Annotated in this window: 17 protein-coding genes; 4 read left to right on the top strand and 13 right to left on the bottom strand. The window is 59.3% G+C overall.

The window, feature by feature from the left end; genetic code table 11:
• Positions 1-87: 87 nt before the first annotated feature.
• Positions 88-2,436, top strand: a complete 2,349-nt coding sequence (locus BMY67_RS01030) for a transglycosylase domain-containing protein (RefSeq protein WP_245744824.1) — start codon at positions 88-90, stop codon at positions 2,434-2,436.
• Between the two features lie 353 nt (positions 2,437-2,789).
• Complete coding sequence (gene uvrC / locus BMY67_RS01025; protein ID WP_092769521.1) at positions 2,790-4,586, top strand: excinuclease ABC subunit UvrC; 1,797 nt, start codon at positions 2,790-2,792, stop codon at positions 4,584-4,586.
• Between the two features lie 150 nt (positions 4,587-4,736).
• Here uvrC and porN read toward each other — a convergent pair whose 3' ends face one another.
• The 10 genes from porN to lipB form a co-directional block, all read right to left on the bottom strand.
• The gene (gene porN, locus BMY67_RS01020) at positions 4,737-5,606 is read right to left on the bottom strand and encodes a type IX secretion system ring subunit PorN/GldN (protein ID WP_092767459.1); all 870 of its coding nucleotides are present in this window, start codon (positions 5,604-5,606) and stop codon (positions 4,737-4,739) included.
• Positions 5,607-5,721: 115 nt separating this feature from the next.
• A complete protein-coding gene (gene porM, locus BMY67_RS01015) occupies positions 5,722-7,305 on the bottom strand; it encodes a type IX secretion system motor protein PorM/GldM (RefSeq protein WP_092767457.1) in 1,584 nt (527 codons plus the stop codon).
• Positions 7,306-7,360: 55 nt separating this feature from the next.
• A complete protein-coding gene (gene porL / locus BMY67_RS01010; RefSeq protein WP_092767455.1) occupies positions 7,361-8,170 on the bottom strand; it encodes a type IX secretion system motor protein PorL/GldL in 810 nt (269 codons plus the stop codon).
• A 65-nt stretch (positions 8,171-8,235) separates the two neighbouring features.
• A complete protein-coding gene (gene porK / locus BMY67_RS01005; RefSeq protein ID WP_092767454.1) occupies positions 8,236-9,246 on the bottom strand; it encodes a T9SS ring complex lipoprotein PorK/GldK in 1,011 nt (336 codons plus the stop codon).
• Between the two features lie 234 nt (positions 9,247-9,480).
• Positions 9,481-10,473 (bottom strand): PorP/SprF family type IX secretion system membrane protein, encoded by a 993-nt coding sequence (locus tag BMY67_RS01000; RefSeq protein ID WP_092767452.1) that lies wholly within the window; start codon positions 10,471-10,473, stop codon positions 9,481-9,483.
• Positions 10,474-10,626: 153 nt separating this feature from the next.
• Entirely contained in the window at positions 10,627-11,439 is an 813-nt protein-coding gene (locus BMY67_RS00995) for a uroporphyrinogen-III synthase (RefSeq protein WP_092767450.1), read from the bottom strand.
• Positions 11,440-11,515: 76 nt separating this feature from the next.
• A complete protein-coding gene (locus tag BMY67_RS00990; RefSeq protein ID WP_177189636.1) occupies positions 11,516-12,697 on the bottom strand; it encodes a DUF4271 domain-containing protein in 1,182 nt (393 codons plus the stop codon).
• Between the two features lie 86 nt (positions 12,698-12,783).
• The gene (locus BMY67_RS00985; RefSeq protein WP_245744821.1) at positions 12,784-13,851 is read right to left on the bottom strand and encodes an MraY family glycosyltransferase; all 1,068 of its coding nucleotides are present in this window, start codon (positions 13,849-13,851) and stop codon (positions 12,784-12,786) included.
• A gap of 67 nt (positions 13,852-13,918) precedes the next feature.
• Positions 13,919-14,338, bottom strand: a complete 420-nt coding sequence (locus BMY67_RS00980; protein WP_092767446.1) for a hypothetical protein — start codon at positions 14,336-14,338, stop codon at positions 13,919-13,921.
• On the bottom strand, positions 14,335-15,147 hold the full coding sequence (gene lipB, locus BMY67_RS00975) for a lipoyl(octanoyl) transferase LipB (protein WP_092767444.1): 813 nt from the start codon (positions 15,145-15,147) through the stop codon (positions 14,335-14,337). Before lipB ends, BMY67_RS00980 begins: the two co-directional genes overlap by 4 nt.
• Positions 15,148-15,407: 260 nt before the next feature.
• Between lipB and BMY67_RS00970 the strand changes: the two genes are divergently transcribed.
• Entirely contained in the window at positions 15,408-15,767 is a 360-nt protein-coding gene (locus tag BMY67_RS00970) for a YraN family protein (RefSeq protein WP_092767442.1), read from the top strand.
• A 175-nt stretch (positions 15,768-15,942) separates the two neighbouring features.
• On the opposite strand, the gene BMY67_RS00965 is transcribed toward BMY67_RS00970, so the two are convergent.
• The 3 genes from BMY67_RS00965 to BMY67_RS00955 form a co-directional block, all read right to left on the bottom strand.
• Positions 15,943-16,902: a toxin-antitoxin system YwqK family antitoxin gene (locus tag BMY67_RS00965; RefSeq protein WP_143069655.1), complete on the bottom strand. Its 960-nt coding sequence runs from the start codon at positions 16,900-16,902 to the stop codon at positions 15,943-15,945.
• A gap of 237 nt (positions 16,903-17,139) precedes the next feature.
• Positions 17,140-18,984 (bottom strand): molecular chaperone HtpG, encoded by a 1,845-nt coding sequence (htpG, locus tag BMY67_RS00960; protein WP_092767438.1) that lies wholly within the window; start codon positions 18,982-18,984, stop codon positions 17,140-17,142.
• Positions 18,985-19,097: 113 nt separating this feature from the next.
• A complete protein-coding gene (locus BMY67_RS00955; RefSeq protein WP_177189635.1) occupies positions 19,098-19,508 on the bottom strand; it encodes an STAS/SEC14 domain-containing protein in 411 nt (136 codons plus the stop codon).
• A gap of 316 nt (positions 19,509-19,824) precedes the next feature.
• Here BMY67_RS00955 and BMY67_RS00950 point away from each other — a divergent pair, with 316 nt between their 5' ends.
• Entirely contained in the window at positions 19,825-20,172 is a 348-nt protein-coding gene (locus BMY67_RS00950) for a hypothetical protein (RefSeq protein WP_143069654.1), read from the top strand.
• The last annotated feature ends 166 nt before the right edge of the window (positions 20,173-20,338 follow it).

Here is a 20,338-nt window from a genome sequence, read left to right as displayed (position 1 = left end):
CGTCCTTCGAGACGTTTGGCAGGGTTGTGGAACCCACTGGCAACTTTTAATTTCTAATTTTTAATTCTTAATTTTTAATTCCCTTCAATGGCTTCTCCCGCCACTAAAAAACCCACTGCTTCTCGTTCTAAACCCAGCCGCCCCGGGCGCTACACCGGATGGGCCCGCTCGTTCTGGGTGCTGTTCGGGTTCGGCCTGTTGGGGCTGGTGTTCTACGTGTGGGCGGTCAGCGCCAACTTCCTGAACCTGTTCGGGCGCATGCCCAACCTGAAGTCGCTGGAAAACCCGCGCAGTGAACTGGCCTCGGAAATCTACTCGGCCGACAATGTGCTGATGGGCAAATATTTCCGCGAGAACCGCACCCCGGCCGAGTACGAAGACCTGCCCCAGCACCTGGTGGATGCCCTGATTGCCACCGAGGATTCGCGGTTCGAAGAGCACTCGGGTGTCGATGCCAAGGCCACCGGCCGGGTGGTAGTAGGCCTGTTTACGGGCGGCAGCGGCGGCGGCTCCACGCTCACCCAGCAGCTGGCCAAGGTGCTGTTCCGCACCCGCGGCGACCTGAGCGACGGCCTGCTCAACGATGTGCCGGGCGTGCGCATGGTCATCAGCAAAACCAAGGAATGGATTCTGGCTGTGCGGCTGGAACGCAGCTATACCAAGCGCGAAATCCTGCGCATGTACCTCAACACCAACGACTATGGCTCCAACGCCTTCGGTATCAATACGGCGGCCAAAACGTTTTTCGGCAAGCAGCCTATGAAGCTGACCCGCGCCGAGGCCGCCACGCTGGTAGGCGTACTCAACGCGCCCTCGCGCTTCAGCCCCAAATTCAACCCCGCCCGCTCGCGGCTGCGCCGCAACTGGGTGCTGCGCCAGATGAACAAGTACGGCTACATCACGGCCCAGCAGCTGCAGGCCGACACGCTGCAGCCCATGAAGCTGGACTACCAGGTGGAAAACCAGAACGAGGGCATCGCGCCTTATTTCCGGGTGGAAGTGAGCAAGGAGCTGCGCCAGTGGGCCAAGGAAACCGACCACGACCTGTACTCCGACGGCCTGAAAATCTACACCACCATCGACTCGCGCATGCAGAAGTACGCCGAGTCGGCCGTGGCCGAGCACATGAAACTGCAGCAGAAATGGTTCGAGCAGCAGTGGAAGGGTCAGTTGCCCTGGCGCGACGAAAGCGGCCGGGTGATTCCGAACTTCCTGGCAACCTCCGTGAAGCGCACCGGCCGCTACCGCTCCCTGCAGGGCCGCTTCCCCGACCAGCCCGACTCGGTGAAGTACTATCTCAACAAGAAGTACCCGATGAAGGTCTTCAGCTGGAACAGCCCCAACAACGAGAAGGAGGTAACCATGTCGCCGATGGACTCGCTGGCCTACTACAAGCGGCTGATGCGGGCGGGTTTCGTAGCCATCAACCCGCTCAACGGCCGCATCAAGGCCTGGGTGGGCGGCATCAACTACAAGTACATCAAGTACGACCACGTGCGCCAGGGCAAGCGCCAGCCGGGTTCCACGTTCAAGCCCTTCGTGTACGTGGCCGCCATCGACCAGGGCTACTCGCCCTGCTACCAGCGCCCCGACGTGGCCACTACCTTCCCGGCCGTAGCCGGTCGGCCGGCCTACACGCCCCGCAACTTCGAGGGCACGTTCTCGGGCCGCACCTTCACGCTACGGCAGGCGCTGGCCCGCTCCATGAACTCGATTACGGCCTGGGTGGTGCAGAAACTGGGGCCTGAAACGGTGGTCAGCTACGCCAAGCGCCTGGGCATTACCTCGCCCATCGAGGCGGTGCCGGCCGTGGGCTTCGGCTCGTCCGACGTGAGCATCTACGAGATGGTGGGCGCCTACAGCACGTTCGTCAACAAGGGCATCTGGACCTCGCCGGTGATGGTGACGCGCATCGAGGACAAGAACGGCAACGTGCTGCGCGAATTTATTCCGCAGACCCGCGAGGCGCTAAGCGAAGAAACGGCCTACCTGATGACTTACATGCTGCGCGGCGCCACCGAGGAGCGCGGCGGCACCAGCATCATCCTCAAAACCGGTTTCAAGTTTCCGTATGAAATCGGGGCCAAAACCGGCACCACCAACAACTACTCCGACGGCTGGTTTATGGGCCTCACGCCCGACCTGGTGTGCGGCATGTGGGTGGGCGGCGAAGACCGCAGCATCCACTTCCGCAACGGCTACTACGGCCAGGGCTCGCGTATGGCCCTGCCCATGTACGGCCTGTTTATGAAGAAAGTGTACGCCGACAAGAGCCTCGACATCAATACCGGCGCCTTCCCCAAACCAGCCAGCCTCACCATCGAAACCGACTGCTCGCGTTACTACGGCGGCCCCGGCGGCCAGCGCGACACCATCCCGAGCGCCGAAAAGCTAAACCAGGTGAAACTGGAGGACCTGCGGGGCGAAGACATTTAATCACTGATGGTGCAGATAAAGCCGCAGATAGCACAGATTCGTTCTGAATCGCAGATGGTGTAGATGCCGCGGATAACGCAGATTCGTTCTTTCGTTTTGCGAATGATTTGAGAGGTAGGGAGATGAAAAGGGCTGCGTTGTTTGTTAAGGATGAATGCGGAACTTGGTTGGCCTGATTAGCAAGTTGCTTGGTTGAGCAGTTGACCAATCATCCAAAGCAATTCTTCGTAACCACCTATACATTCTCATCATCTTTATCAATGGCAAAGAACGAATCTGCGTCATCCGCGGCATCTACACCATCTGCGATTCAGAACGAATCTGCGTCATCATCTTCATCTGCAACAGCTGCGATTAAGGAACAAATCCGCCAGCTCCCGCACCGGCCGGGGGTGTACAAGTACTTTGGCGACGAAGACACGATTATCTACGTGGGCAAGGCCATTGATTTGCGCAAGCGGGTCAGCAGCTACTTCACCAAGCAGGACCACAACAAGAAAACCCAGCAGCTGGTCAAGAACATCCGCCGCATCGAGTTCACGATTGTGGACTCGGAGTCGGATGCGTTTCTGCTCGAAAACAACCTCATCAAGCAGCATCAGCCCAAGTACAACATCCTGCTCAAGGATGGCAAGACCTACCCCTACCTGCTGCTGACCAACGAGCGGTTTCCGCGCCTGATACCGACCCGCACCAAACGCCCCGGCGACGGCCACTACTACGGCCCCTACGCCAACGTGACCGGCATGAACCTGCTGCTGGAGCTGATCCGGGCGCTGTACCCGTTGCGCACCTGCACCTATAACCTCTCGGAGGCCAACATCGCGGCCGGCAAGTTCAAGGTGTGCCTGGAGTACCACATCGGCAACTGCAAGGGCCCCTGCGAGGGCCACCAGGACGAGGAAACCTACAACCAGTACATCCAGCAAATCCGCCAGATTCTCAACGGCGACCTGCGCCTGCCCAAGCAGTACTTCCGCGACCGGATGGCCCAGGCCGCCCAGGAGCAGCAGTACGAGCTGGCCCACCAGTTCAAGGTCAAGCTCGACAAGCTCGATGAGTTCCAGAGCAAGAGCACCATCGTCAACGCCAACCTCACCAACATCGACGTTTTCGCCATTGCCTCCAACGAGAAGTCAGCCTTTATCAGCTACCTCAAGGTGATGAACGGCAGCATCGTGCTCACGCAGTCGGTAGAGGTGCAGAAGAAGCTCGACGAGCCCGACGATGAGATTCTGGCCCCGCTGGTGATGCAGATGCGCGAGGAGTTCGAAAGCGAATCAAAGGAAATCCTGACCAACGTGGCCCTGCCGCCCCTACCGCTGCCCGGCGTAACTGTCGCCCAGCCCCAGATTGGCGACAAGCGCAAGCTGCTGGAGCTGAGCCTCAAAAACGTGCTCTACCTGCGCAAGGAAAAGGAGAGCATGAACGACCGGAGCAAGGACCTCAACGAGGTGCGCATCATGGAAACCATCAAGAAGGATTTGCGCCTGACCGAGCTGCCCAAGCACATCGAATGCTTCGACAACTCCAACTTCCAGGGCGACAACCCGGTGGCCGCCATGGTGTGTTTCCGCAACGCGCGGCCCAGCAAAAAGGACTACCGGCACTACCACATCAAAACCGTCATCGGCCCCAACGACTTCGACTCGATGTACGAAGTCGTAACCCGCCGCTACCGCCGCCTCACCGACGAAGGCGCCTCCCTGCCCCAGCTCGTGATTGTGGACGGCGGCAAGGGTCAGCTCGGCATGGCCGTCAAGGCTATCAAAGACCTCGGTCTGTGGGGCCAGATGGCCGTTATCGGCATCGCCAAGCGTCTCGAAGAAATCTACGTGCCCAACGATCCGTTGCCGCTCTATATCGACAAGAAGAGCGAAAGCCTACGCCTGTTCCAGCGCATGCGCGACGAGGCCCACCGCTTCGGCATCACCTTCCACCGCGACCGGCGCGACGCGGGTACGCTCAAAACCGAGCTGACCGACGTAAAAGGCCTCGGCCCCGTCACGGCCGACAAACTGCTAACCAAGTTCAAGTCGGTCAAAAAAATCCGCGAGCTAACCGAGGCCGAGCTGGTAGCCGAAGTTGGCAAAGCCAAAGCCCGCATCCTCATCGAATACTTCGCTAAAACGAACTCCGCCGAAGTCTGAACAAACACAGCCTGAACAAACACAGCCAAAATTGGCTGCAAAGCGAAAGGCCCCTGACCATTTTTGGTTAGGGGCCTTTTTAAGCTTATCACCGTCTTTCTGAAGGGACGCCTGCATCTGCGTCATCCCATCATCTGCAACATCTGTGATTTAGAATGACCACAGGTTGTACTCGTACTCGATCAGGTCGGCGGCGGCTTGCTGCGAGGCGAGGATGCCCTGCTGCTGGCTACCGTAGATTTCGTCGAGGCGCGAATCGGTGGGGTTCGATACCTTCACGATGTAGGAGTTGAACAGCCACAGCTCAAACGCATCGGCCAGGTTCTTATGCTGGGCATCGTTCTGCGGGTTGAACCAGATAGCCTTGTCGGGGTTGGCCCGGAACACGCGCACCAGGTCGCTGTACTTGAAGGAGCCGATTGGCCGCTCGATTCCCGAGGTGTTGCCGCTCAGGGTAGAAGGCACGAGCAGCGTCAGCGACTTGATGTCGTGGTACATGCGCGAGCGTTTCTTATCGAAAATCATATCCTCCTTCAGTTCCATCTGGTAGATTTCCTTGGGGCGATACGCATAGCTCGCGGGCGCGGCAGGTGCCGCAGCCGCTTTGGAGCCTTTCTTCACCGGAGCGCCCCAGTCGTCGGTGGCTTCGTTGGAGAAACCAGCCGCTTTTTCCTCATCACTGAGGCCTGCTGCGGCTTCCTGGTACGACATCTTACTCATCATCTCGGCCGCCGAAAGCGTGGTAGTCAGCGAGTCGTTGGTGTACGCCTGCAGCTCACCCCGCTTCACCGCATCCATAATGATGCCGCTGATTTCCCTTCCTTCCGAGAACATGGGCTTGTTCTGCTTCTCGCGAAGGTCGATGGCCCGCCAAATCGTTTTACGGAACATGATGTCCGAATTCGGAATAGGGCGGTACGAGCCGTTGCTGCTCGCGGTGGTAGCTTGTTCCTGGGCCGAAGCTGCCACCGACAGCGAAAGGCCGGCCGCCAAGGCGGCGAAGGAAAGGAATTTGTTCATACCAGAGAAATCAGTTGGTAATAAGTCGTTGGTAGTTGGATTTTGGTAGTAAGCACTCCGGGCCGCAAAAAGTGCCCAAATGCTTACTACCTACTACCCATAACCATACCAACGCTTAGTTCAGCGGAATATTGAACGACTTGTTGGGCATCTGTACATCTTCGACATTGCCTTGGAAGTTCTGGCGCTGCACGCCTTTCACTTCAATGTAGAGACGGTCGCCTTCGCGGGCCGCATTCACAATCGAGGTTAAGTCGACGGTCGGGCCGCTTACGTTGATAGTGGCCATGGCCGGGCGCTTGCCACGCACCAGCGTCACCTCGTAGCGCGATACCCGGAACTTGGCATCCTCGGGCAGGAAGGTGGCGAAGCTGGCGTCAGGAATGGCCTTCATGTTCATGTTGCGCACAGCCGAGATGGGCGTACCCTGCTTTTCGTTGGCCGGCCGGCCACCTACCCAGCACTGAATGTCGGGCTTGGGGATGCGACGCACCTCGAATTTCTGCGAGCCGATGGGGTTACCGCCGCTGCTCACGCTCAGGGTTACTTCGCTGGCGTTGGGCACCAGCGTTACCTCGCCTTTGGCCGCCCCTTTGATGGTGGCAGCACCAGTAGCCGAGAAGCTCGGGTCGTACTGGGCACCCAGAGCGGGTACGTTTACGCTAAGCTTGTTGCCGCACCGGAAATACAGCGCCTGCACCGAAGCCGACTGAATCTGCATCACCGGCTTGGTAACGGTGTAGGGCATGGTCACCTTGAAGGTGGTGTCGCGGCCGTTCTGCTTGAAGCGCACGGTACCGGTCCAGCTGGCCTTGGCATTGCCGTCCTTGTCGAAGTTGCCCGGACGCGCCGTGAACTCCACTTTGGCGCGGCCATCGGGGCCTACTGCCAGCGGCGAGCCGTTGAGGGTCATGCTGGGGTTGAGGCCCGAGGCTGAAGCCGTCAGGAACAACTCGGCTTTGTACTTGGTGCCGGCGGCTACCGTGTTCGACTCAGCGCTGGCGAAAGCCCCGATTTTGTCGAATACGATGATGGTACCACCCACCCGGTCCGACAGCACTTTCAGCGCGTCCGACTCGTACTTCAGCACCTCGGCTTCTTTCTGCGACAGTACGGCCAAAGCGGCTACTACCGGCGTGTTCTCGAAGCTGAGCTGAGCGAAGTTTTTGTTCTTCTGCTCCTTGTCCGTCACCATCGGGTCCTGGCTGGCATCGAGGGCCAGCGGCGCAACGCCGGGGATGATGTTCTTGATGTAGTCGGAGTACTTGTTCAGCTCTCCTTTCATCTTGTAGCCTACGCCGTCCTTGTTGGCACCCAGCATCAGCTCGGCCACCTTATCTTCGGCGCTCATGTTCTTGAACTCATTCTTGCCCTTGTTCTCGGTTTTGGTGAGCAGCTGCTCCCGTACCGAGGCCAGGTAGGCAATCGTTTCCTTGGTCCGCTCGCGCACCTCCTGGCTCTGCTTGAGCACAGCCAGGTCTTTGGGCTGATTGCGGGCCTTCTCTACCTGCGCCTGAATTCCCTTTACCGTCCCGTCGTTTGCCTTCGACACCTTTCCGTTAATGGAAGAGAGGCTGTCGTCGAGAAACTTGAATTTGAGTAGAATTGCTGAGTTTACCTGCAAGGCCAGAAGCGCGGTGAGTACCAGGTACATCATCCCGATCATCTTCTGCCGTGGAGTTTCCTTTGCTCCCGCCATCGTGTATGCCTGTTGCTATCCTATATGAGTGTTGATTGCTAAGCCGCAGTTGGGCTTAGCTGCCGGAGCGCATGGCGTTCAGCATGTTGCCATACACGCGGTTGAGCGAGCCCAGGTTCGACGTCAGGTTGGTTACCTCAGTCTTGAACTGGTCGGTTTCCTTGCCGGCTTCGGTCAGGTTCTGCATGGCCTGGGCCAGCGTACCGTAGAACTGGTTCATGGACTTAAGGTGCGAGTTGGCATCATTCAGCTCCATCTCGTACACGGCGTTCAGAGCGCCCAGGTTCTTGGTTACGTTCTGCACTTGCAGCTGATACGCACCCGCGTCGGCGGTGGCATCGGCCATCGTGCTCATGGCATCGGCCGTCTTCGAGTACGACTCGTTGATGCGCTCCAGCGACTGAGCGGCCGAGCGGACTTTCGTGGTGTACTCGTCGGTGGCGTTGGTGGCATCGCCAAGGCCGGCGAGCTGCTGAGTGGTGGTGCTCAGGCGGTTCAGGCCCTGGCCCAGCGAGTTGATAGCCTCGGGCGTTACGTTGGCATCCTTCAGCATGTCGTCGAGCTTGCGGGTAAGCCCCGTGCCGCCGTTGTCCTGCTGCAGAAAGCTGGAGTTGCCAGTGGAAGGATCGTAACCTTCGCTCAGCTCGGGGTATACCATCGACCAGTCAACCTCTTTAGTAGTAGGCTGGAATGCGCTCAGGAAGAAGATAAGTGCCTCGGTACCCAGACCCAGGATAAGCATTTCGCTAGCACCTTCCCAGTGCTGGATCTTGAATAGTGCCCCTACGATTACGACTGCTGCGCCGATGCCATAGATTTTGGGCATCAATACATCGTACAGGAAATTACCGCCTTTAGCTGCCATTTGATTGTGTTGTTGAAGAAGAAGTGGTGAGGTTAAAAAGGAGTCGTGGGGAAGACCGCGGCAGCCTAGCGGCCGCTGCCCGAGCCAATCTGAATCATGGCGGTACGGAAGCCGATGTAGGAGCGGGCCGAATCCTGGTATTCGAAATTGCGGGTTCCCGTTTCGAGGAAGTAGGCAATGTCTTTCCAGGAACCGCCGCGCACTACTTTGCGGGGCTCGTTGTCGTCGGGGTTGGTCGGGTTCATGTCCCACACCACGGGCACGGAGGCTTCCATGTAGGCGTCATCGCACCACTCGCTCACGTTGCCCGACATATCGTACAGGCCGAAGTCGTTGGGGAAGAACGAGGCCACCGGGCCGGTGTAAGCGTAACCGTCGGAGGCGTAGTCGCCGCGGCCGGGCTTGAAGTTGGCCAGCATGCAGCCGTTGGAGTTGCGCAGGTACGGGCCACCCCAGGGGTAGGTAGCGAGGTCGCGGCCCCCGCGGGCGGCGTACTCCCACTCAGCCTCCGAGGGCAGGCGGAAGTTTGGCGTTGGCGCTAGGCCGGCTTCTTCGTTGGCCTGGTTTTTCAGCTTGGTACGCCAGTTGCAGAAATACTTGGCCGCAAACCAGTCAACGCCCACTACCGGGTAGTCGTCGAAAGCCGGGTGCGTATAATAGTACTCCATCAGCGGGTCGCCCATGTGGTAGGTGAAGTCGCGCACCCACACCGTGGTATCGGGGTAGAGTTCGGTCATCACGTACTCCTCACCCAGCACGTCAATCGAGTCCTGCCGGATGGCATTCATGAACTGGCGGTACTGGTTGTTGGTGATTTCCGTCTCGTCCATGTAGAAGCCGGCAATAGTTACCTGCTTGTTCATGTTAACCATCGAGGCCGAAATATCCTGGTCGGTCTGGCCCATGTGGAACGTACCGCCGGGGCAGGGAACCATGCCGTAGGGCACTTCCTGGGGGTTGAATTCCGGCCGGTCTTCCGCGCCAACCAAGTCGCCGGTAGGGCCTTTGCCGAAGCTGCACCCGCCCAACAGCAAAGCTGAAAAAGCGACCAGGGGCAGGAGGAAAAACTTATTCATCGTAAAGAGTAAAAAGACGACCGAGGGTGATATCCAAAGATTACAATTTTTCGGGCTGGCAAATCTAATGAATCATCCGTTGGTACGCAAGCAATCCGCCCAACACCGCACATTTGTCTACCAACTAAAGTATCAGCCGGTTAAAAGAGCATTCGGCTCATTTGGCCAGCTAATTAAGCGAACATTCTGTTTCCTGCAACTGCAGCACATTTTCTCCCCCTTCAAAACGGTTCGCTAGAAGCTGTACCGCGGTGTTCTGATAGCTGGCCGGATGCTGAGGCTTGGTTTAGGCAGCCGGTAGCTGAGCATAATCTCAAAAGAGCTGGTAGCTTTTGCTTCTTGGCCAAATGCAATTAGGTCATAGGCCAATCCCAACCGAAGCGCATTATCCTGCGCAAAGGAAATGCCGCCTAAGGCTGTAAATGCGTCGCCCGAACGGTACCCCAGCCCGCCCCAGAAACGGTCGTTGAACGTTGCCCGGGCCCCTACCTCATACGAGGCGTTGCGCAGGGTCAGTTTGCCGCTGTCGCCAAATTCCCCCGGCAACACCAGCTTCACCAGCGCAGTTGGGGTAAGTACAACGTCCGGAGTCAGGTCGATATTGTAGCCGCCCGTCAGATAGGCATGATTCTCAGTCAAATATTGGGCCGACTTTCCGCTTGTGGCTACTTCACTTTTAAACCGGTAGCCCGAGCGCAGCAGGTTGTTCAGGCTCAGCCCCACGTAGAGTTTGGGCGCTTCGTACCAAACTCCGGCGCCGGCGTCGAACTTGGCATCCGAGCCCTCGCGCGGCACGGCAATATCGTCGTCGTCAACGGCCTTGTAGGTTCCCTGATAAATGTTGTTGAAAATACCCTGCACCCCCAGGCCCAGCGTACCCTCGCCCAGCTTGAGGTGGCGCGAATAAGAAAGCTGGACGTTGGTGGTGTAGAGTTCAGCAATCCGGTCGCGGTACACGCCCAGGCCCAGGCCGCCGCCCAGCACTGCAACGGGCAGCGAGGCCGTAAGCGAGGCCGTGGTAGGTGAGCCGCCGGTATAGAAGGTAGGATTGTAGCCGTAGTATTGAATGCGGCCGATGCCCGTGATTTCGCCGTAGCCTTTCACGCCCGCGTAGGCCGGGTTCAGGCTCATTCCATTAAGCCCGTAGTGGCTGAACTGCGGCTGTTGCTGGGCAGTGGCTTTGCCCAGCAACAGCAGCGCTCCGGCGCATAGTATATATTTTTTCATATAAATGCCGTGAGTCAGCCCCGGAATAGCAGCGGGCCTACGTTCCCAAATGTAACGAAAAACCGCTCTAATTTCTGCACCAAACCCACGAAAGAAACAGCCTGCCTAGACGTGTTTCGGACCGGCGTTCCCTATACTATAACTACCTGTTGCTTACTTGCCAGCCGTTTTGGCCGCGCCGTTGCGCTGGTGCAGCCGGATATACTCTTCGATAGCGCCCGTCATGGAAGGGGCATTGGGGTGCGGCGCCTCAATATCGAGCAGTAAGCCCGCGTCGAGCACGGCCTTGGCCGTAGTGGGTCCGAAGGCGGCAATACGGGTGTTGTTCTGAACGAAATCGGGGAAGTTGATGAACAGCGAGCTGATGCCCGAGGGGCTGAAGAACGCAATGCAGTCGTACTTCACATCGGTCAGGTCCGAGAGGTCGGCGGCGACGGTGCGGTAGATGACGGCTTCGCTGAACTTGAACTTGTTTTCGCGCATAAACTCCGGAATATCATCCTTGCGGATGTCGGAGCAGGGATACAGGAACGTTTCGCCCTTGTGCTTGCGGATGACGTCGAACATATCGGCGGCCGTGCGCTGGCCCACAAACAGCTTGCGCTTCCGCAGCACAATGTATTTCTGCAGGTAGTTGGCCGTCTGCTCCGAGATGCAGAAGTACTTCATCTCGGCCGGCATCTCAATCTTGGCTTCCTGGCAGATGCGGAAGAAGTGGTCGACGGCGTTGCGGCTGGTGAAGATAATGGCCGTATGCTCGGCGATGTTCACCTTCTCCTTGCGGAAATCCTTGTAGGAAACCGGTTGCACGTCAATAAACTCGCGGAAATCCACTTTGATACCATACTTTTCGGCAATCGAGAAATACGGGGAGACGTCGCTGGTCGGCTGGGGTTGGCTGACCAGAATAGTGGCAATAGGAACGGCATGACGGCCCGTTCCCGGCTGGTCTTTGATGTCGGCCATTGGGTAGGAAATTGGGGTAAAATCTGGAGCGATAGGGGAGCGTTAGGAAGGAAAGAAGCGCTGGCTGAGCGCCTGATTAGTAAGTAAAAACGATTAATTTGAGCAAAACGACCAAAGGAATCACTTCGGTGGCGCAAAGGTACGAAAACAAATGTAGATTCAGGAGTGACCTTTTCCGGTGCAGCGTGCGGGCCACGCGCCATACGGTGCCAATCAACAGCAAGGAAACCACCCCGTTGGACACCCACAGCACCGTTTCGGGCAGCTGCCGGTTGAGGCCCAGGTAAAGCAGCATCACGCCGGGCAGAAACAGACCCATAAACAGCACCGTGCGGATAAACTCGCGGTACTGAATGGTTACCAGCTCGGCCACGTCGAAGATGTAGCCCATCAACTCCAGAAACAGGTATTTGCCCAGCACGAAAGTTGCCACCAGAGCCGTATACAGGAGCACTTTCACCACAATCGTCGATTCAGCCACGTCGAACAGCCGGCGCAGAATCACGATGTTTTCGATGTTGGTATGAATGGCCACCAGCAGCAGCGCAAACGACAGCGCAAACAGCAGCACCAGCGCCAGGTTCAGCCAGGTGAGCGTGGGCTTCACCAGAAAGTCCTGCTCGGCCGTACCCTGCCCCCACAGGCCTTCCAGCTGGTAGATGCGGGCAAAGCCCGGCTGGTAGCTAGCGCGCAGGCCCCCGTAGCCCAGGCCGATGAGCAGCAGAAAACCCAGAAACACGTTCTGGCCCTGGTGCCCGCGGGGCCGCGGCTGCGCCCCGGTCGCCAGCGCCTCGGGGGCCCCGACGGGGCTTTCCGTGGGGGCCAGCGCATTCTGAAACGAAGCCAAGTTGGGAACTGCATCCGGATGCCAGACGCAGAGCAGATGCTGCGCCCCCGGCTGGGCGCCGGCGGGCAGCAGCGCGGCTAAATCGAGGGTGTAGGAGGCCGGGGCGGGCGCCGTGAATACGAGCTGGTTGTCGAGAAACAGGCTCAGGTTTTCGCGGGCCGTGAACGTGATGGGCAGCGGCCGGCCGGGCCGCACACTCAGCCACTGGTAGTAGGCGTGCTCGGGCGCGTGGTAGTTGGGCAGATACAGCACCAGCCGGTTGCGGTCCGGGTCCTTGATCAGCCAGTCGGTGGTGAGGCCGGCGCGGGGCGGCGGCGGCAGCCGACGGTACTCGGTGGCCCCGGCCGCCAGCGGCAGCAGTCCCAGCAGCAACAGCAGCCACAGGTTCCGGATGAAAAGCGGGCAGCGCACGAGGTTGGTCAGTGGATTTAGAAAGCGGGTAGCGCCCCCCGAGGCCGCCGGCTGGGCCGTGGCGGCGCCGGGCGCACCTGCCTCAGTCAGGAGGCGATGCGCTGGCGTTCGGCCCGGCTGTGGTACACGCCCAGCAGCACGCTAAGCAGCAGCGAGAAGACAATCAGCAGCCCAATCAGCAGTATGCTGCCCAGGTAGGCGAAGTTGATGACGAGCAGAATGACGACCACGTTGAGCAGGCCCAGCAGCATGACGGTGCTGATTTGCTGAAAGCCCATAGCCAGAATACGGTGATGCACGTGGTTTTTATCGGGCGAGAAGGGCGAGCGGCCGGCCATCATGCGCACGATAAACACGCGCAGCGTATCGAACAGCGGCACGAACAGGATGCCCAGGGCCACAGCCGGCGACGCGCTGCCGAAGGGCTGGCCCACTTTCAGGCCCATTTCAATAAACTGAATGGTGAGAATGGACACGATAAAGCCGCATACCAGCGAACCAGTGTCGCCCATGAAAATACTGGCCCGGTGGAAGTTATAACGCAGGAAACCCAGCAAACCGCCCACCACGCACACCGCAACGTAAGCATAGTTCTGGAACCCCGGACCACCGTACTGGTAAAAGTAGTAGCCGAAGGTGCTCACGATGATGAGCACAATGGAGCCGGCCAGGCCGTCGAGGCCATCAATCAGGTTGATGGCGTTGGTGATGCCCACAATGGCGAAGAAGGTGAAGGCGTAGCTGATGCCGATGGGCAGCTCGCCGATGCCCAGAATGCCCTGAAAGCTGGTAATGCGCACGTCGGCCATAATCATGACCACCCCCGTTGCCAGCAGTTGGCCCACGAACTTCTTGGCCACCGAAATGCTCACGAGGTCGTCTTTCAGGCCCACGAAAAACAGCACGATGCAGCCGGCCAGCAGCTGCTGCACGCCGTTGTCGAGGGGGGCGAAAATGGTGAGGGCCGACATGAAGCCGGCAAACACGGCCACGCCGCCCAGCCGCGGCGTCAAAGACTCATGCACGGTGCGCACGTTGGGCGTATCGAGCATGTTTTTGAGGTGGGCGATGTAGATAATGGACGGCACGGCGAACATAGCTACCAGAAAGGCCCACAGGAAGGACAGGCTCAGCTGAATTCCAAGTGCGTTCATAAGGGGGTGGCGCTTGCGGTAAGGGCTGCTTGGTCCGGGAGGGAGAAAACAGACAAAAGCTGCTGATTTAAATGGCTAGAATGCCCTGCGGAATAAGCAAGCTGATGGGTTTCAGCTGCCCGAAGCCAATCGAATCGGGCGCGAAAACGAATTTCTTGTCGAACACCTGGCCATCTATATAATAGCTGACCCAGTACTGGTTGTGCAGCCGAAAAAGCGCCGAGTCGAGGGCTTCGATGGGGGCGGCGGCGTGCGGGGGCACCTCGGGCAGCGTGTGGCGCAGCGTGGAAGTGCGGATGGCTTCACCCTGGGCGTTGGTGCCATAGCCGCTGGCGCTGACGATGACGTTCTGCAGGGGCTGGTCGTTGTCGTTGATCAGGAATACCTGCCAGCCGGGGGCTTCGGCCGTCGCCGTGGCCGCCTGCTCGTCGGGCGTTACGGCTACGCTAACGCCCACTACGGGCCGGATGAGGATGTCTTTTTTCATGAACTCACGGAAATCAGGTCGGCGGCAAACAGGGCGGCCAGGTGGGGCAGCAGGCGCTCCTGCACTTCGGCCAGGGGCACGGCGTGGCCCAGCTCGCGCTCCAGCGAGGTAACGGCTTTGTCGGTGATGCCGCAGGGAACAATGTGGCTGAAGTAGCTCAGGTCGGTATTTACGTTGAGGGCGAAGCCGTGCATGGTTACCCAGCGGCTGCACTTTACGCCCAGCGCACAGATTTTGCGCGGGTCGGGGGCCCCCTCTTCAAAATCGAGCCAAACTCCCGTAAGCCCGGCAATACGCCCGGCGCACAAACCGTAATCGGCCAGCGTGAGGATAACGGCTTCTTCGAGCAGCCGCAGGTAGCGGTGAATGTCGGTGAAGAAGTTGTCGAGGTCGAAGATGGGGTAGCCTACCAGCTGGCCGGGGCCGTGAAAGGTGATGTCGCCGCCGCGGTTGATGCGGTGGAAGGTGGCGCCGTGCGCCTCAAGGCCGGCGTCGTCGAGTAGCAGATGCTCGGGCTTGCCGCTCTTACCCAGCGTGTACACGGGCGGATGCTCGCACAGCAGCAGGTGGTTGGGCGTAACGGCCAGCGGCTGCCCGGCTTCGGAGGCCAGGCGGTTTTGGGTTTTCAGGGCCAGCGTTTCGGCCAGCAGCTGTTCCTGCAGCTCCCAGGCCGGCAAATACTCGGCCCGGCCCAGCCGGCGCACCAGCACCTGGCGGTTCTGACCCGAATTGGCCGGCGCGGCGCCGGCCGTTGGCAGGGCCTGAGGGGCCACGGCCGGGCTTGCGCAGGAAGAGAAGAGGGTGGTCATGGCGGGTTGGGCAGACAGAACGGGAGCGGCCGGGGGCATGGCTGGGGGCTGCACTTTGGCATTCAGCAGCTTACTGCCCCCTGGCCGGCAGCGGGCAGTTGTCTTTTTTTCAAGAAAAGACAGCAACCTTCCGGCCCCGGCCCCGACAGCGGCTGTTTCAAATGGCACACAAAGGTACTAGATTTCGACCCAAACCGGTACCCCAGCCGCCGCTTTCCCTGCTCCGCCGAGCTTCCTGTTACCCTGTAAGCACTCCAGCCATGCTCATTCCCGCCCACCAGCTCGGCCACGATGGCGAAGAGGCCGCGCTACGCTACCTGCTGGCCCAGGGCTACGAGTTGCTGCACCGCAACTACCGCTTCCGCCGCGCCGAGGTGGATCTGGTGCTGCGCCACCCGCCCGCGCTGCTGGTGCTGGTAGAGGTGAAGGCGCGCTCATCGGAGCGCTACGGCTACCCCGAGGAGTTCGTAACCGAGCGTAAGCGGCAGTTGCTACGCCTCGCCGCCGAGCACCTGCAGGAAACCCTGGTCTGGCCCACCGACATCCGCTTCGACATTGTAGCCCTCACCCCCGCCGCCGAAGGCCTGCGAATCGAGCACTTCGAGGATGCGTTTTATTGAGCGGGGCGAAGGAGGACGGTTGTCATGCCGAGCAGCGCGAAGAATCTCGCGGGCACTGGCAACTTTTGATAGCAGGGTTACTTTGGCACGCGAGATTCTTCGACTTCGCCTCCGGCTTCGCTCAGCATGACAACCGCCTTCTGCTCTGATCTGCTCTGCGCTTACTTGCCCTCCCCTATTTGCCCTTCTCCCGGTTATCGAGCTTGTCTTTTTCGTAGATGAGCACGCCGTTGCGGTTATACTCCTTTAGAAGCACCGGCTCCTTTACCTCCGGTTCGTAGCCCGATTCTCCGTAGCCCAGCACGTAGTGGCGGCGGTCTTTCAGGTTGCGGAAACCCCAGTAGTTTATCCACTCGCCCACGCGCTTGCCGTTCTCAAACTGGCCTTCCCACTCGCGCTTACCAGTGGGCAGAAAGCGCACGTAGTCGCCCTCCATCTGGCCGTTGAGGTAGGGTACGACTTCCTTGAGCTGTTTGTGGTCGGCGTCGTAGTAGGTTACGTTGGCGTCGCGCGGGAAGCCGCGCTCGTAGTGCGTTTTGGAAACCAGGATGTTGTCGGGCGTGAACTTCTCCCAGCGCAGGTGGCGGGTGCCGTAGGCGAAAGAGCCGGTTTCCACCACCTTACCGCCCCGCAGCATCTTGTAGGGACCGTGCATCACCTTATCGGTAGCCGGGTCCAGCTCGCCGGCGGCCTTGAATATTTTGCGCTTACGCGGATTATAGTAGTACACCGCCAAAGCCATGGGGTCGGGCTGCTTGAAGGTGCGCAGGTAGTAGAAAATCTCTACTTCCTGCTTTTTGCCCTTGGGTCCTTTTTTGGTGTAACCCTTCTTGATAGGCTCATTCAGGAAGACGTTCTTTTTCTTTTTGGGTTTGCGCTGAGCCGCGCGCTCTTTGGCACGGGCGGCCCGCTCCTGCTCCTTGGTCAGGGCCACGCGCTTGTCGCCCAGGCTGGGGGCGGCCGCCGAGTCGGCGGTGGTCGTGAGGCTGTCGGGGGCGGCGGCCAGCTGGCCGGGGGCATCGGGCTGGCTGTTGAAGGAAACAGTTTGGCGGGAGCAGGAAGCAGAGGCGCCGGCCAGCAGCAGGAGCCCCGGCAGCAGCAGGGCCGGCAAAGAAGTCAATCGGAACAGACGCATGGAGAAAATCGGGCAGGATTCGTTCGAAGCCAGAAACGTAAAGATAAACGGATTTGGTACCCTCGCTTTTGCGCTATTCGCTTTTAGCTGCTGGCGGTTAGCTTGCCAGGCCTACAAACAGCCGGGCGCGGGCTGCAGAACAGACCGACCCAAAGCAACAGCCCCCTAAACACAAAACCCTGACGACCGGAGCCATCAGGGTTTTATACCGCTTAGAACTTTATATACCTTCTAGAACTACCCGGCGGCTAGCAAATCGGCACTGCGCTTCACAAAGGCCGTCAGGGCTTCCCCTTTCAGCATGCCCTGGGCCAGTAGTGCGAGGTCGAAGGCCTGCCGGGCCAGCTGGCTGCCGGCCTCGCCCTCGGCGCTGAGCACCCGTTGCGTGATGGGGTGATTGGCATTCACGCTCACGGTGTAGGAATCGGGCAGCGAGCCAAACATCTGCATACCGCCGCCCCCGCCGGTGCGCTGCATATCCTTCATGCGGCGCATGAATTCGGGCAGCGTGATGATGACGGGCGCATCCTGGGGCGAAAGGGCCTCTATCTGCACCTGCATGTGCTCATTGCTGATGGCCTGCTTGAACACGTCGGTCAGGCGGGTTTTCTCGTCGTCGCTGAGTACGCTTTCGGGCGCATCGTCCTTCTCGATGAGCTTGCCGGCCGTTTCGGCGTCCACGCGCTTGAAAGTCGTTTTTTCGAGCTTCTGCTCCAGCTGGCCGATAAAGTGTGAATCGAGCGGACCGTCGAGCACGAGCACGTCGTAGCCGCGCTCCTGAGCCGCCTGCACGAAGCCGTGCTGGGCCTCGGCGTCGGTGGTGTAGAGGATAACGGTCTGCTCGTTCTTGTCTTTCTGGTTGGCCTGCACCTGCTCCTGGTACTCGGGCAGCGTGAACAGCTTGCCGGCCACGTTCTGCACGAGGGCGAAGTCCTTGGCCTTCTCGTAGAATTTCTCATCCGAAAGCATCCCGTACTTCACGAACAGGCCGATGTCGGGCCACTTCTGCTCGTAGCCCGCGCGGTCTTTGCGGAACAGTTCGGCCAGCTTGTCGGCTACTTTCTTGGTGATGTACTGGTTGATTTTGCGCACCGCGCCATCGGCCTGCAGGAAGCTGCGGCTCACGTTGAGCGGAATGTCGGGCGAGTCGATGACGCCGTGCAGCAGCATCAGAAACTCGGGCACCACGTCCTTCACCTCGTCGGTGATGAACACTTGGCGCGAGTAGAGCTGGATTTTGTTGCGCTGGAGCTGCAACTCGTCCTTCACCTTCGGGAAGTACAGGATGCCCGTCAGGTTGAAGGGGTAGTCGACGTTGAGGTGAATCCAGAACAGGGGCGGCTCCGAAAACGGGTACAGCTCCTGGTAGAACTTCACATAGTCCTCGTCGGTGAGGTCGGCGGGCTGCTTGGTCCAGATGGGCTTGGTCTGGTTGATGACCTCGCCCTCGAACTCGATTTCGATGGGCAGGAACTTGCAGTACTTGGTGAGGATGCCCTTCAGGCGGGCCTCCTCCAGAAACTCGTCCGAGTCTTCGGCCACATGCAGCACCACGTCGGTGCCGCGCTCGGCCTTGGCGTGCTCGCCCTCGGTTTCTTCTAGCGTAAACTCGGTGCTGCCGTCGCAGGTCCAGTGGGCCGTCAGGGTATCCTCTTTGTACGACTTCGACCAGATTTCCACCTCCTTGGCCACCATAAAGGCCGAGTAGAAGCCGAGACCGAACTGGCCGATAATCTGGTCTTTGGCCTGGGCATCGGTTTCCTTGTACTTCTCCACAAACTCGGTGGCCCCGGAGAAGGCAATCTGATTGATATACTTCTTGATTTCCTCGGCCGTCATGCCCAGGCCGTGGTCGGAAACCGTGATTTTGCGGGCTTCCTTGTCTACGGTCACGCGCACTTTCAGCTCGCCCAGCTCCCCCTGGTACTCGCCCTGGCGGGCCAGGCTCTGGAGCTTCTGGGTGGCATCGACGGCATTGCTGACCAACTCGCGGAGGAAAATCTCGTGGTCAGAATACAGGAATTTCTTGATGATAGGAAAGATGTTCTCGGTGTGAATCGAGATGCTGCCTTTCTCTTGCATAACAGAATCAGAAAAGGTGAATGAAAACGAAACCGGCCATTCTGCCAGCCCCAAGGGAGCATCAGCGGCGCGGAAAGCTGGTTTCAAACCCTGTTCCAGTCTGGCTTTGGCTGTCAGTTTGACAGCGGCCCCATGCTCCCACCCCGGCCCCGATAGCCTTCGCCGGTTTGCCGGAGCCAGTCGAGGGCCGTAGCGTCATCATCGAACACCTGCACTTCGTAGGTGGGCGCCAGGTAGTCGGTAGCGGCGAGCAGGGCCTCATGCTGCCAATCAGCCTTAAATACCAAGGCCAAGTGCTGGAGCGGCAGTGAGGCCAGCTGCACCAGTAAATGGTATTCCGTCTGCGGCTGACCCATGGAGGCCAGGTCGGGCATATGCCGTAAATCCAAGAGGCAGTCGCGCACCCGCGGAGCAGCCGCAGCCGTCAGCAGGCTTTGCAGGGCCGATGGAGCCCGGTGCGGGGCCGACAGAAACTGCCACTGCGCATGCAGCAGCGCCGCATTTCGCTCGTATCTTACTACCAAGGGGCTTTTCAGCGTTTCAACCTCCATCTCTTCCACACCTGATTAACTCCCGTCACCACTACATATATCAAAACGAGGATACAATATTACAGTTCGTGCCGCATTCTACAAATACAAATTTTTCAGAAGGCCTTAAATTCAACGAAATACAACTATTCCATTTGTGCTTAGGCTATTCGCTGCGTTTCGCCAACGGTCCGGCACAGCCTAAAATCCAGTTATTCTATTGCCCTTGGGTTCGTGCCCAATGGCGGCCGGGGAGGTGGCAGTCGGGCAATTTGCCGTACATTTAGCCCTCATTCGTCTCGTTCTGCTGATGCGCGCTCTTCGGTCCCGGCTGGCTTTGGTGCTGCTCCTGTGCTTTGCGCGGGTGCAGGTACCCGACGCCTGGATTCTGGCGCTGCACGAGCACCAGCATACCGTTGATGCCCCGCTGGAGGCCGGCCCGGCGGGCAGCCGCAAGGCCATAGTCAGCAGCCAGCACCAGCACTGCGCGGTCGACCATTTTTTCAACGCGGCTTTTCAGCCGCCGGCCCCGCTCGTGCTGCCAGCGGCGCCCGTGGGCTACCTGCTGGCCCGCTCGCTGCCCGCTTTCTCGGTGTGGCACTCGGCCACCCGCGCCACGGCCGATTCGCGCGGCCCGCCTCTCGTGCTTAGTGCTTAGTGAGGCTATGCGAGCCGGGCTCTTTGGTGGGCCGAATACTGTCTTTTTGAGGATGGCACTGTGCTGCTGGTGCGCGTTGGGCTGCTTTTAGCGGCGCTACGGCCTTGCCAGGCTGCTTTCCATTTTACTTCCTGAGGTGACCGGCCATTTGTGGCGGGTGATGCGC

This window comes from Hymenobacter actinosclerus (genome assembly GCF_900111515.1).
Taxonomy (GTDB): domain Bacteria; phylum Bacteroidota; class Bacteroidia; order Cytophagales; family Hymenobacteraceae; genus Hymenobacter; species Hymenobacter actinosclerus.
Note: the sequence above shows the minus strand (reverse complement) of the source record. Positions and strands in the feature narration are given on the sequence as shown.

Excerpts from the sequence above, each read along its gene's own strand:
- BMY67_RS01030 (WP_245744824.1), top strand. The coding sequence starts at position 88 with ATGGCTTCTCCCGCCACTAAAAAACCCACTGCTTCTCGTTCTAAACCC.
- porN (WP_092767459.1), bottom strand. The coding sequence starts at position 5,606 with ATGAACAAATTCCTTTCCTTCGCCGCCTTGGCGGCCGGCCTTTCGCTG.
- porM (WP_092767457.1), bottom strand. The coding sequence starts at position 7,305 with ATGGCGGGAGCAAAGGAAACTCCACGGCAGAAGATGATCGGGATGATG.
- porL (WP_092767455.1), bottom strand. The coding sequence starts at position 8,170 with ATGGCAGCTAAAGGCGGTAATTTCCTGTACGATGTATTGATGCCCAAA.
- porK (WP_092767454.1), bottom strand. The coding sequence starts at position 9,246 with ATGAATAAGTTTTTCCTCCTGCCCCTGGTCGCTTTTTCAGCTTTGCTG.
- BMY67_RS01000 (WP_092767452.1), bottom strand. The coding sequence starts at position 10,473 with ATGAAAAAATATATACTATGCGCCGGAGCGCTGCTGTTGCTGGGCAAA.
- BMY67_RS00995 (WP_092767450.1), bottom strand. The coding sequence starts at position 11,439 with ATGGCCGACATCAAAGACCAGCCGGGAACGGGCCGTCATGCCGTTCCT.
- BMY67_RS00985 (WP_245744821.1), bottom strand. The coding sequence starts at position 13,851 with ATGAACGCACTTGGAATTCAGCTGAGCCTGTCCTTCCTGTGGGCCTTT.
- BMY67_RS00980 (WP_092767446.1), bottom strand. The coding sequence starts at position 14,338 with ATGAAAAAAGACATCCTCATCCGGCCCGTAGTGGGCGTTAGCGTAGCC.
- lipB (WP_092767444.1), bottom strand. The coding sequence starts at position 15,147 with ATGACCACCCTCTTCTCTTCCTGCGCAAGCCCGGCCGTGGCCCCTCAG.
- BMY67_RS00970 (WP_092767442.1), top strand. The coding sequence starts at position 15,408 with ATGCTCATTCCCGCCCACCAGCTCGGCCACGATGGCGAAGAGGCCGCG.
- BMY67_RS00965 (WP_143069655.1), bottom strand. The coding sequence starts at position 16,902 with ATGCGTCTGTTCCGATTGACTTCTTTGCCGGCCCTGCTGCTGCCGGGG.
- htpG (WP_092767438.1), bottom strand. The coding sequence starts at position 18,984 with ATGCAAGAGAAAGGCAGCATCTCGATTCACACCGAGAACATCTTTCCT.
- BMY67_RS00950 (WP_143069654.1), top strand. The coding sequence starts at position 19,825 with ATGCGCGCTCTTCGGTCCCGGCTGGCTTTGGTGCTGCTCCTGTGCTTT.